Origin of the sequence: Natronospirillum sp. (assembly GCF_022565775.1) — a bacterium.
Lineage (GTDB): Bacteria > Pseudomonadota > Gammaproteobacteria > Pseudomonadales > Natronospirillaceae > Natronospirillum.
The window spans coordinates 1-12,557 of sequence record NZ_JAIUMC010000005.1 but is presented as its reverse complement, the minus strand read 5'-3'; the positions used below and the strand labels follow the sequence as shown (position 1 = coordinate 12,557).

Annotated in this window: 10 protein-coding genes; 5 read left to right on the top strand and 5 right to left on the bottom strand. The window is 61.4% G+C overall.

All coding sequences use genetic code 11. From position 1 onward, the window contains the following. The first annotated feature begins 3 nt into the window (after positions 1-3). Entirely contained in the window at positions 4-1,254 is a 1,251-nt protein-coding gene (manA, locus tag LAT62_RS02425) for a mannose-6-phosphate isomerase, class I (protein WP_293378404.1), read from the top strand. 32 nt (positions 1,255-1,286) lie between these two features. Here the strand turns inward: manA and LAT62_RS02420 are convergent, their stop codons facing one another. Continuing rightward, the gene (locus LAT62_RS02420) at positions 1,287-2,006 is read right to left on the bottom strand and encodes a DUF3581 family protein (protein ID WP_293378401.1); all 720 of its coding nucleotides are present in this window, start codon (positions 2,004-2,006) and stop codon (positions 1,287-1,289) included. A 247-nt stretch (positions 2,007-2,253) separates the two neighbouring features. On the opposite strand from LAT62_RS02420, the gene LAT62_RS02415 reads away from it, so the two are divergent. The 3 genes from LAT62_RS02415 to LAT62_RS02405 all read left to right on the top strand — a co-directional run bounded on the left by LAT62_RS02415 (position 2,254) and on the right by LAT62_RS02405 (position 5,402). Then, a complete protein-coding gene (locus LAT62_RS02415) occupies positions 2,254-3,249 on the top strand; it encodes a threonine/serine dehydratase (RefSeq protein ID WP_293378399.1) in 996 nt (331 codons plus the stop codon). A gap of 114 nt (positions 3,250-3,363) precedes the next feature. Next, complete coding sequence (locus tag LAT62_RS02410) at positions 3,364-4,119, top strand: ABC transporter substrate-binding protein (RefSeq protein WP_293378396.1); 756 nt, start codon at positions 3,364-3,366, stop codon at positions 4,117-4,119. Further along, a complete protein-coding gene (locus LAT62_RS02405) occupies positions 4,116-5,402 on the top strand; it encodes a diguanylate cyclase (RefSeq protein WP_293378393.1) in 1,287 nt (428 codons plus the stop codon). The genes LAT62_RS02410 and LAT62_RS02405 overlap by 4 nt, the downstream gene beginning before the upstream one ends. Positions 5,403-5,420: 18 nt before the next feature. Here the strand turns inward: LAT62_RS02405 and hutH are convergent, their stop codons facing one another. Genes hutH through hutI form a run of 4 tightly spaced genes read right to left on the bottom strand, consistent with a single transcriptional unit; the run spans position 5,421 to position 10,841 of the window. Next, on the bottom strand, positions 5,421-6,953 hold the full coding sequence (hutH, locus tag LAT62_RS02400) for a histidine ammonia-lyase (RefSeq protein ID WP_293378390.1): 1,533 nt from the start codon (positions 6,951-6,953) through the stop codon (positions 5,421-5,423). Between the two features lie 8 nt (positions 6,954-6,961). After that, the gene (gene hutU / locus LAT62_RS02395; protein ID WP_293378387.1) at positions 6,962-8,644 is read right to left on the bottom strand and encodes a urocanate hydratase; all 1,683 of its coding nucleotides are present in this window, start codon (positions 8,642-8,644) and stop codon (positions 6,962-6,964) included. A gap of 41 nt (positions 8,645-8,685) precedes the next feature. Further along, positions 8,686-9,639, bottom strand: a complete 954-nt coding sequence (hutG, locus tag LAT62_RS02390) for a formimidoylglutamase (protein ID WP_293378384.1) — start codon at positions 9,637-9,639, stop codon at positions 8,686-8,688. Beyond that, positions 9,636-10,841, bottom strand: a complete 1,206-nt coding sequence (hutI, locus tag LAT62_RS02385; protein WP_293378381.1) for an imidazolonepropionase — start codon at positions 10,839-10,841, stop codon at positions 9,636-9,638. Before hutI ends, hutG begins: the two co-directional genes overlap by 4 nt. Positions 10,842-11,157: 316 nt before the next feature. Here hutI and LAT62_RS02380 point away from each other — a divergent pair, with 316 nt between their 5' ends. Continuing rightward, complete coding sequence (locus LAT62_RS02380; RefSeq protein ID WP_293378378.1) at positions 11,158-12,498, top strand: YjiH family protein; 1,341 nt, start codon at positions 11,158-11,160, stop codon at positions 12,496-12,498. Positions 12,499-12,557: the final 59 nt, after the last annotated feature.

Genomic DNA, 12,557 nt, shown 5'->3' with positions numbered 1-12,557 from the left:
GACATGACGCAGAACATTCAGGATATTGTCGCATCAGGGCTGCCGCTCAGTCCGGTCTATCAACGCTATGACTGGGGAACGCGAGATCAGATCATCAAGCTGCTGGACCTGCCGCACCCGGGTGGCAATGAACCACTGGCGGAGTTGTGGATGGGCGCTCATCCCGGCCTGCCAACACCCCTGCAGCAGCCGGTCAGCGGCTGCGCTGATCTGTGCGCCCTGATAGAGCAGCACCCGCAAACCATGCTGGGCTCCGACCATCAGTTGTTCCAGGGCCGACTGCCCTATCTGTTCAAGGTGCTGAGTGCCGCCCGGGCCCTGTCCATTCAGGTGCACCCGAGCAAGGTGCAGGCCGAAGCCGGCTTCCGCCATGACAATGCTCTGGGGTTGTCTATGGATGCCGGGCAACGCAATTATCGGGATGACAATCACAAACCCGAGTTGCTGGTAGCCCTGACACCGTTCACTGCCATGGCCGGATTTCGAGCCCCGGCAGAGGTTGCCGGCTTGCTGGAGTTGTCGGGAAGCCGAGCCCTCAGGGCCTGGGCTCGGCCTTTGCGTGAACGGGGTCTGGTTGCTCTGGAAGCTTTGTTCGCCTGGTGTCTGGCGCAGGAAGAAGACGTCAGGACCTTGATTCTGCGCGATCTGATGAGCGATCTGCCCCCTGACGAACCCTACTCGGTGGTGGCCCGACTGCATGACCAGTTTGGAGAGAATATGGGGGTAGTTGCACCGCTGCTGCTGCATGTCCACCAACTGCACCCCGGCGAGGCGCTCTATCTGGGCAGTGGCGTACCGCATGCCTATCTGGAAGGCACGGGCCTGGAGGTGATGGCGAACTCGGACAATGTGCTGCGTGGTGGCTTGACCCGCAAGCACATGGACCGGGAAGAGCTGCTGGCGATTACGCGATTTGAACCTGATACAACACAGGTGATGCAGGGCCGCATCACGGAGTCTGAAGGCTTGACCGTGACGGACTATCCGGTGCCCTGCCGGGACTTCCAGCTGCAGATACTGCAGTTGGAGGCGCAGGCAAAGGCCACGCTGAACAAGGCGTCAGGGCCCGAGCTGCTGCTGGTGCTGTCTGGCATGGGGCGCCTTGGCTCGTTGAATCTCGAGCAGGGCAGTATTGTTTTCCTGCCACCGGTTCAGGAGCCTCGTCACCTGGCGTGCGGCCAGTCACTGACCCTGGCCAGGGTCAGTACCGCCCTGCACCTAGTGTCCCGAGTGGTTAATTCTTCACGGTTCTGAGCCACTAGGCTGAAGACTGCCAGACGTGTCCGTCAGCCTTCCTGATAGGCGGCTTTGGCGGCATTGAAATTGGTGACCACCACCTGCATCTGCTCTTCGTCATACGGCTGCAGGCCGCTGACAATCAGTGTTTTGGCCCCCCGGCCAACTTCCTTGTCGCCATCGAGCACCCGGAACAGAAACTGGGTATCACCGCGGCGCCCGTTCACTGTCAGGGTGCGATCAGCCAGCTCCAGGTGCGGCTCCGCCAGGTCGATAGTGTTCAGCTCGAAAGACATGCGTTCGTAGATAACAAAGGGCCGCTTAGGGTTGAACATCACATTGTGCTCACGCAACAGGGGAACCAGAATGTAGGGGAAGTTCTGGCCGGAGAATTTCACGTACTCGCGCGTGAAGGATTCTAGAAGGGCTGGGTTGTGCAAGGTCTCGCCACTGTGATCAATGTGCATGATCATCTTGTCGCGCTGATCCCTGACTTCGATGGCCTGCTGCTCCGCGGTCTCACTGTCCGGAAAAACCACAGGCTGGTCTGCATCTACCATGCCGGCAAAGTGGACCGCCATGCTGCGGCTGAGCCCGTACCGGTTCAGGGCCAGCGAGAACAGCAGGTCTCCGGGCACACAGAAGCGGCGGTTGTCCGGATCATGAATCGGATTGAAATCACCGGCAATTTGCTTGGCGAAAGCGCTGCCCTGGGCGGCACTGATGATGATCTGCTCACCATCTCTGGTGAAATAGGGGTCAAGAAACACGAACCAGATCCTTGCATTGCTCTGTATTGATGGTCACCTCACGACAACCTGTCTCGCCGCAGGAACAGTGCACCCTGCTTTGATGAGGCCCCATTGTGGCGGATTGTTGCGTTTTGTGAACCCCGCAACCGGAAAAAGTTCTGTGCCGGGAAGATGATGGCCCTGTCCAGTCGCGAGCAATCACTCTGTGCGTCTGATTTCGTTACAGAATTTGGCTACCATGAACAGAACAATTGAGGAAGACAACATGACGCAGTCTGAAAACGAATTTCCCACGCTGACGGCCATCCGGGCGACTGCCGAAAGATTGCATGGGCGAGTGCTGGAGACACCCGTCTGGCAATGGCAGACCGGCATTGCCGAAACCTTGCCCAGGCATACTGAAATCTGGCTCAAGCTGGAGCTGTTTCAGAGAACCGGTACATTCAAGGTACGTGGGGCGCTGAACAATATGGATGCGCTGCCGGACGCTGCCCGACAGCGGGGTGTGGTCACGGTCAGTGCCGGCAATCATGCCATAGCCCTGGCCTATGCCGCAGCGCTTGAAGGCGTCAGTGCGCGCGTGGTGATGCCCGACTATGCCAACCCGGCACGCATCGAGACCTGCCGCGAACTGGGCGCTGAAGTTGAGCTGGTGCCTGACGTGCACACCGCATTTACCCGGTGTCAGGAAATAGAGTCTGACGAGGGCAGAACGCTGATCCATCCTTTCGAAGGTGCGCGTACTGCAGAGGGGACTGGCACCGTGGGCCTGGAAATGGTGCAGCAGATGCCCGACCTGGATGCGGTCATCGTGCCGGTTGGGGGTGGTGGTCTCTGCGCCGGCGTCGCTGCGGCCATCAAGCAGCTCAGACCGGGGTGTCGCATCTATGGGGTAGAGCCCTATGGAGCAGATTCCATGTATCGAAGCTTTCAGTCCGGCCAGCCGGAAAGGCTGGAACGAGTGGACACGATTGCAGACAGCCTCGGCGCTCCCATGGCCATGCCCTACAGCTTTGCTGTGTGCCAGCGCTTTGTCGATGAAGTGGTCCGGGTCACTGACGATGACCTGAGTCGGGCCATGGTACATCTGTTTCGTGACATGAAGCTGGTAACCGAGCCGGCCACCGCTGCCGGAACGGCGGCCTTGCTGGGCCCGCTGCACGAGCGTCTGGCGGGCAGTCGGGTCGGCATTGTCCTGTGTGGTGCGAACACTGATCAGTCCCGGTTTGCCCAGCATCTGGCGCGCGGCGTATTGCAGTGACAGCGAATTAGCGGCACCCAAAGGGGTGGACTATACTGAGTGCAGTTCAAATTCAGAGATAGAGTGGCGGCCGGAGTGCCGCCACTGTCAATAATAACGCTTCGGGACCCCTAGATGCAGAAGTTTTCAGTTCTGTGGGCGCGGTTGTGGTTGCTGGTGGCTGCGGTCTGTTCGGTGGCGTACGCCACCGAGCTTGACCGGCTGACCTTTATTACCGAGGAATACCCGCCTTACAACTTTGAGCGGCACGGCCAGTTGCAGGGGTACTCGATCGAGGTTCTGGCAACCATTCTGGACGCTGCGGGAAGTGCCCAATCGCTGCAAGATGTGCGGATATGGCCTTGGGCCAGGGGTTATGAAACAGTGCTCAGTGAGCCCGATACGGTGCTTTTTTCCACGACCCGGACACCGGCGCGGGAAGACCTGTTTCACTGGGTGGGCCCGTTGGCACTGGATCGCGTGACACTGATCGCGCCTCGTGATGCAGGCATCCGGATTGACAGCATTTCCAGCCTGAATGATTCGGACTACCGGATAGCCGTGATTCGAGAAGATATTGGCGCCCAGCGCTTGCTGGAGGCCGGCGTTGACGCTGACCTATTGCGCACCGCCATCAGCAATACCAGTGCGCTGAGCATGCTGGAGGCCGGGCGAGTGGACCTCTGGGCTTATGGTGAAGATGTCGCCCGCTGGCTGATGGCTGAGCAGGGCGTGGACCCTGATCAGTTCGAATCGGTGTATACACTGAGTGAAGCCCACCTCTATTTCGCCATCAATCGGGATACGGATCACGAGGTGGTGGACACCATGCAGGCCTTGCTTGATGAACTTCGGGCAGCCGGGGAGATAGCGCCGGTGCCAGGCAGATGAAGCAGCGGTCAGCGCAGCATCGTCACCGGGTTTCACGATGGCGCAGCATCACCACCCGGCAGGCCGTTCTTACCTTTATCGTGGCGCTGCTCATCAGCATCATTGGCGGAGGGATCGAGCTGGCACAGGACGCGAGGTTGACGCGAGCCGAGGTTCAGCAGCAGACTGACCAGCTTATGCAGGTGGCCGGCGGCACCGCTGCTGAGGCCGCCTTTCAACTGAATACCGAGCTGGCGGAGCAGGTGATCAGCGGGCTGTTCGTCGGCGAGATTGTCAGACGCGCTGTATTGAGAGATGACTTCGGGCGGATTATGGCCTCTGACGAGGTCACTCAGGACGGGAACCCGGGGCGTCTGGCCACCTGGTTGTTTGGCGACATCACCGACTACCGCATTAGCCTGGAACACCACATGGTTGGCGCTGGCTCTGCTGAGCCGGTGGGAGAGCTGGAAGTCGACTTGTCGCTGTATGTGATCGGTCAGGACTTCCTGGCGCGCAGCACCCGGGCTTTCGCCCTCGGCATGCTCAAGGCGTTTGTCATTGCGGCACTGGTCGTGGCCGGTTTTCATATACTGATCACTCGGCCTTTGCTGAAGATCTATGCAGCCATTCTGGCCGCTGACCCACAGCAACCCGGCGAGTGGCCAAGACCGGATCTGCCCAGCCATCAGAGGGATGAGCTGGGCATGCTGGTCAAGGCGCTCCATGAGCTGCTGTCTGCTTTTCAGACCGGTCTGGACCAACGCGACGAGCTGCATCAGATTTCAACGATCGACGGCCTCACCGGCATTGCCAACCGGCGCCGTTTTGATGAATTTCTGGAGCGTCACTGGCTGGAGGGCAGACGGTCTTCTGCTGACCTGGCCGCCATCTTCATTGATATCGATTATTTCAAAGCCTTTAACGACAACTATGGTCACGCCGTGGGTGACGATTGTCTGCGTGAAGTCAGTCGTGCGCTGTCCAGGGCCCTGCCGCGGTCCACGGATCTGGTTGCTCGTTACGGAGGCGAAGAGTTTGTCTGCGTGCTGCCGCACACCGATATGGAGGGCGCCCTGGCCGTGGCGCGCAATATTCAGGCGGCAATCAGAGCCCTGGCCATCATCCACGAGTACTCCGACATCAATGACTATGTGACGGTCAGCATGGGCGTGGCCAGCGCAGTCCCGGGGAGCGCAAAGGGCGGCCAGGACGATCTGCTGGCTGCCGCAGATCGTCGGCTGTATCAGGCCAAACAGACAGGTCGAAACACCATTGTCTGGGCGGATGCCGAGCAAGTCTGACGCCGCGAACAGAGTGCGCTACAGGCCCGGCAGCAGGCCCGAGGGCAGCAGACTGTTTATCCGACGCTGGCGCAGCAATCGGTCAGCGGCCTCGATATCGGGGGCAAAGAAACGATCCTCGGCGTAATAGGGCACTTCTTCGCGCAGCCAGCAGCGCGCCTGCTCCAGGGCTTCCGTGGTCTGCAGGCCGTTTCTGAAATCCAGCCCCTGACAGGCGGCCAGCCATTCAATGGCAATGATATGACGCACATTGTCGGCCATCTGCCACAGGCGGATGCCGGCATTGGGTGCCATGGACACATGGTCCTCCTGATTGGCGGATGTGGGCAGGCTGTCCACCGACGCGGGATGAGACAGGGCCTTGTTGTCGCTGGCCAGCGCGGCCGCAGTGACCTGGGCGATCATGAAGCCGGAGTTCACGCCACCGTTCTCGACCAGAAAAGGCGGCAACTGGGACATGTGCGTGTCCATCATCAGCGAGATGCGCCGCTCCGTCAGACTGCCGATTTCGGCCAGCGCCAGGGCCAGATTATCGGCCGCCATGGCCACCGGCTCGGCGTGGAAGTTGCCGCCGGACAGAATCTCGTCGTCATCGGCAAACACCAGTGGATTGTCCGTGACGGCATTGGCCTCAATAGCCAGCACTTCAGCGGCCTGGCGCAACTGGGTCAGGCAGGCGCCCATCACCTGGGGCTGGCAGCGCAGCGAATAGGGGTCCTGCACCTTGTCACAGTGGGCGTGCGAGCGACTGATGGCGCTGTCGTCACCGAGCAGGTGACGATAGGCCTCCGCCGCATCAATCTGGCCGGGCTGACCCCGCACGGCATGAATGCGCGGATCAAAAGGCGTGCGTGAACTCAGTGTGGCCTCGACGGTCAGCGCCCCGCAGACGGTCGCGGCGGCATAGAGATCTTCGGCATCGAACAGGCCGCGCAGCGCATAGGCGGTGGAGACCTGGGTGCCGTTAAGCAGCGCCAGGCCTTCCTTGGGGGCCAGACGCAAGGGCTCGAGGCCGGCCTTGGCCAGTGCTTCCGTTGCTTCCAGCCATTGGCCCTGCCAGCGCGCCTGGCCTTCACCCAGCAGGATCAGGCTCATGTGTGCCAGCGGGGCCAGATCGCCTGAGGCACCGCAGGAGCCACGAGCCGGAATGCGCGGGCTGACACCAGCATTGACCAGTCTGACCAGCGCCTCCACTACCTCGGGTCGAATGCCGGAATGCCCCCGGGCGAGGCTGTTTATTTTCAGCGCCATGATCAGGCGCACCATAGCGTCGTCCAGCGCCTCACCGACACCGGCGGCGTGTGACAGCACCAATGCTTGCTGCAGGTGCTCCAGCTCGCCAGGCTCTATCCGGGTCTGGGCCAGCAGACCAAAGCCGGTATTGATGCCATAGACCCTGCGCTCCTCGGCGACCACACGATTGACGCAGGCCACCGAAGCGTCCATGTCGGCTTGCGTACTGTCCGGCAGTGCAAGCTGTATGGGGTTGGTGTAGATGCGGCGCCAGTCAGCCAGTGTCATGGCGCCGGGTTGCAGTGTCAGAGTGTCCATGTGGGTCCTCACTGTTGGTTGAGCATGGGCAGGTCCAGTCCGTTTTCCCGCGCGCAGTCTATGGCGATATCATACCCCGCATCGGCATGGCGCATGACACCGGTGGCCGGGTCATTGCGCAGTACTCGGCCCACACGCTGGTGCGCCGCTTCTGTGCCGTCGCAGACAATCACCACGCCCGCATGCTGAGAATAGCCCATGCCAACGCCGCCACCATGATGCAGTGATACCCAGGTGGCGCCGCCGGCCGTGTTGAGCAGGGCATTGAGCAGGGGCCAGTCGGATACCGCATCCGAGCCGTCCTGCATGCTTTCGGTTTCACGGTTGGGGCTGGCTACCGAACCGCTGTCCAGATGATCGCGGCCGATGACCACCGGGGCCTTCAGTTCGCCGTTCTTCACCATCTCGTTGAAGGCCTGGCCGAGTCGCGCCCGGTCTTTCAGGCCGACCCAGCAGATGCGCGCTGGCAGACCCTGGAAGCTGATGCGCTCGCGGGCCATGTCCAGCCAGTTGTGCAGGTGGGGGTCGTCCGGGATCAGTTCCTTCACTTTCTGGTCTGTCTTGTAGATGTCTTCCGGGTCGCCGGACAGGGCCGCCCAGCGGAAGGGCCCGATGCCCTGACAGAACAGCGGCCGGATATAGGCAGGTACAAAGCCGGGAAAGTCGAACGCATTGTCGACGCCTTCCTCCAGCGCCATCTGGCGGATATTGTTGCCATAGTCGAAGGTGGGGATGCCGGCCTGCTGGAAGTCGAGCATGGCCTGCACATGCACGGCCATGGACTGGCGCGCGGCGCGGTTGACCACCTCGGGTTCGGATTCGGCACGCCGCTGGTAGTCTTCCCAGGTCCAGCCAGCGGGCAGATAGCCGTGCAGCGGGTCATGGGCACTGGTCTGGTCGGTTACCATGTCCGGGCGCACACCGCGCTTGACCAGTTCCGGCAGTACTTCGGCCGCATTGGCACACAGACCGATGGATTTGGCTTCGCCGGCCCGCGCGTAGTGCTCAATGCGGGCCAATGCATCGTCCAGGTCATCAGCCTGTTCATCCAGGTAGCGGGTGCGCAGACGGAAGTCGATACGCGACTGCTGGCACTCGATGTTCAGCGAGCAGGCCCCGGCCAGACTTGCCGCCAGCGGCTGGGCACCACCCATGCCGCCGAGGCCGGCGGTCAGAATCCAGCGCCCCTTGAGCTCGCCGTCATAGTGCTGGCGCCCGGCCTCGACAAAAGTCTCGTAAGTGCCCTGCACAATGCCCTGCGAGCCAATATAGATCCAGGAGCCGGCCGTCATCTGGCCGTACATCATCAGGCCTTTCTTATCCAGCTCGTTGAAGTGTTCCCAATTGGCCCAGTGCGGCACCAGATTGGAATTGGCAATCAAGACCCGGGGCGCGTCGGCATGAGTTTCGAACACACCGACCGGCTTGCCGGACTGGATGAGCAAGGTCTGATGGTCCTCAAGGCGCTGCAGGGTTTCGACGATCTTGTCGTAGCAGGCCCAGTCGCGCGCGGCGCGACCAATGCCCCCATACACCACCAGATCTTCCGGACGCTCGGCCACGTCCGGGTGCAGATTGTTCATCAGCATGCGCAGCGGGGCTTCAGTCAGCCAGCTCTTGCAACTTTTTTCGGTACCTGTGGGCGCTGCGATCTGGCGGCTGGGGTCGTGGCGATTCTGTGTCGTGTTCATGGATAGTCTCCCGTTCTATAGGCTGTGATGGGCGCCCGGTATCAGGCCCATTCCTGTTTGAGGGTATGCAGACAGCGCGCCGCCACGCGGGCCGAGCGCTGATCTATGTCGTAATCCGGATTGAGTTCGGCAATATCGGCGGCTGCGAGGCAGCCGCTGCGGGCGATCTGCCTCAGCAGGGGTTCGATGAGGTCCAGCGCGACGCCGCGTGCCGCCGGGGCGCTGACGCCCGGGACCTGAGCCGCCGGGAAAACATCCAGGCACAGGGTCAGGTAGAGGGCGTCACAGTCGGCCATGAAGTCATCCAGCAGGCTGTGCAGTTCGGGCAGAGTGCTCTGCGTCATGGTCTGGTCTTCTCGGTAGACCACACCCAGCTCGTCAGCCCTGTTGAAAAGGGCCCGGGTGTTGGCGGCCCGGCTGACGCCCAGACAGGCATAGTGAAAGGGCCAGCCTCGCTGCCGGCACTGTTCGGCAATCTGGCTGAACGGGGTGCCGGAAGAGGGGGCTTCACTGAGCGGACGCAGATCAAAATGGGCATCGAAGTTGATGATGCCGATGCGCGGCGTTCGGTCGGTATTGGAACCTAGATGCCGGGCCAGGCCGGACCAGGTGCCGAAGGCGATTTCGTGGCCGCCGCCCATGACCATGGGTTTCTGGCCTGAATCCAGCAACTGGGCCACGCTGCTGGCCAGCCGTTCGTGGGCGCCGGGCAGGTCACCGTTGGCGCAGACCACATCGCCCGCATCATACAGCGGCCTGCTGTCATGGACGGCCAGCGAGGCCAATGCCCGGCGAATTGCAGCGGGGCCAGCGGCAGCGCCGATGCGGCCCTGATTGCGGCGCACACCCTCGTCACTGGCAAATCCGAGCAGTGCAAAGCCGGGGCTGGCATTGTGCTGCCAGGGTTTGACTTGCTGGTGCCAGCGCTCACTGTCGGGCTGCTGGTCCATGCGGCCAGTCCAGACGGTCATGTCGGGTGTCTGATCGATTGTCATAACGTCTCCTGTCCGGCAAAGACTCGCTGGGTCAATCGTCCCGGCTGCACGGCATACGCCAGTTCATTGGGTGCCTCCAGATCCCAGATACAGAAGTCAGCGGCCAGTCCGGTTTTTATGCGGCCGGTTTCGTGTTGCAGGCCCAGGGCCTGAGCAGCATGCACAGTGACGCCCTGCAGGACTTCCTGCGGGGTCAGACGGAACAGGGTGCAGGCCATGTGCAGCATCAGGGTCAGCTGGAAAATCGGCGAAGACCCGGGGTTGCCGTCGGTGGCGACCGCCATGGGTACGCCGTACTGACGCAGCAGGTCGATCGGCGGCACGCGGGTCTCGCGCAGCGTATAGAAGGCGCCGGGCAACAGGGTGGCCACAGTGCCGGCCTCTGCCATGGCCTTGATGGCCGGCTCGTCGAGCCATTCGATATGGTCGGCCGACAACCCCTTGTAGCGGGCGGTCAGGGCGCTTCCGCCCAGGTTCGACAACTGCTCGGCATGCGCCTTGACCGGCAGGCCATGTGCCTGTGCCGCCTGAAACACGCGCTCGCTCTGGGCCACTGAAAAGGCGATGCCTTCACAGAACACATCCACCGCATCGGCCAGCTCCGCGGCGGCGACCGCTGGGATCATCTCGCTGCACACCAGATCGATATAGCCGTCGGCGTTGCCCTTGAATTCCGGAGGCAGGGCATGAGCCCCGAGAAAGGTGGTCTGCACGCGCACCGGCAGGTCACGCCCGAGACGCCGTGCGACGCGCAGCATCTTCATTTCGTCCCGGGTAGTGAGACCGTAACCGGATTTGATCTCGACCGTGGTTACGCCATCATGCATCAGCGCTTCCAAGCGGGGACGAGCCTGCGCATAGAGGTCGTCTTCGCTGGCCATGCGGGTGGCGCTCACGGTACTGAGAATGCCGCCACCAGCTCGAGCTATGTCTTCGTAGCTGGCGCCCTCAAGGCGCTGCTCGAACTCGTCGGCGCGCCGACCACCAAATACCAGGTGGGTGTGACAGTCGATGAGGCCGGGCGTCATGACACCGCCGTTTGCCATCACCTCACCGTCCAGGCCAGTGGCTGCAGCAGAAGGACAGACCCGTTCGATACGCTCACCGCACACGGCCACTGTCATGGGCTCCGGGTGCACCGTCCGCCCGTCAAAGAGCGTCATGTTCTGCCAGAGTCGGCGTGTTTCAGGTTGGTGTGTCATGAACCACTCCTGTGATTTGACTTAATGTATATACAATTGATCAGGGTGCTGTGAAAGTCAACGGTCTGGCCTTTTTAATTGTAATAAATTGTTACCAGGAGACCGGGGGAAAGGATGAATAAAGGCTGAAAGTCAGTGGGCACAAGGCGTTCGGATCAGATGTGTGAGTCTGGATCGATGGACGTTGTCAGAGGCTGTTGTATTGACAGCCTGATGGTTTGTTGCTTTTAATGTATATACAAATAGAGTGTGCCCCGGCGCTTACCGCTGCCGGAGCATGACAGACAACAACAAACACCCGCAGAGGGACCAACTCATGTCGCAACACAGCAAAACGTCGGCCGAACAGAGCGGCTCATCCAGAACGGACTGGAAACTGGTGTTGAAGCTGGTCGTGCCCAGTGTGCTCGGCCTGTTCATCTTTTTCGCACCCATCACCATTGGCGAGACCCGCACCATACCGCTGGATCATATGGTCACGGGGCTGCGCAACCTGCTCGGTGGCGCCGCATCCTGGGTGGCTCTGGCCATGATTGTGGCAGGGGCTGTCTACCCGTTTGTTACCGGGCAGTGGAAGGGCACGCTGACCGAGCGGGTCTTTACGGTGCTCAAACTGCTGGGGGTGGTGGCCGCCCTGATGGCCATTTCCGGATGGGGCCCCGCCATGTTGCAGGCGCCGGACATGCTGCCCTTCCTGTTTGACACCCTGGTGATTTCGGTTGGTTTGATTGTTCCCGTCGGTGCCGTTTTTCTGGCCTTGCTGATCAGCTTCGGGCTGCTGCAACTGGTCGGGGTGCTGTTCCAGCCCTTGATGAACCCGATCTGGAAGACGCCCGGGCGGTCTGCCATTGATGCAGTGGCCTCCTTTGTGGGCAGCTATTCCATTGGCCTGCTGATTACCAACCGGGTCTATTCTTCCGGGCAGTACTCTGCCAAGGAAGCCGCCATCATTGCGACCGGCTTCTCGACCGTATCAGCCACCTTCATGATCATCGTGGCGCGCACTCTTGACCTGATGCACATCTGGAACTGGTACTTCTGGCTGACGCTGCTGATCACTTTTCTGGTAACCGCCATTACCGTGCGCCTGCCGCCGCTGCGCGGCATGAACAATCAGTCCGAGCGGCCCGATGACAGTGTGCCGCGCGGCAAGCGGTTGTCTGCGGCCTGGCAGGCCGGTCTGCAGGGGGCTGCCGAGTCTCCGGGGCTGGTAGAAAGCGTGCGGCTGAACGTGAAAGAGGGTCTGATCATGGCCATCAGCATTCTGCCGTCCATCATGTCGGTCGGGTTGATCGGTCTGGTGGTGGCCAACCATACCCCGGTGTTCGACTGGCTGGGGCTGGTGTTCTGGCCGTTCGTGGCGGTATGGGGACTGCCGGAAGCGATGGATCTCTCGCGGGCCGCTGCTGCGGGCCTGGCCGAGATGTTCCTGCCCGCTCTGCTGATGACAGAAGCCGATCTGGCCGCGCGCTTCGCTGCCGGTGTCGTCTCGGTGTCGTCGGTACTGTTCTTCTCGGCGTCCATTCCCTGCATCCTGGCCACCCGGATTCCGTTGTCCGTACCCCGGATCGTGGCCGTCTGGTTCATTCGCGTGGCGCTGAGTCTGTTCATTGCGGTGCCGGTGGCCTATGGGGTGGTGGCACTGACCGGCGGATGACCCCAGTGTCCCGAGTGGTTAATTCGTCACGGTTCTGAGCCACTGAGCGCTCTGAGAGC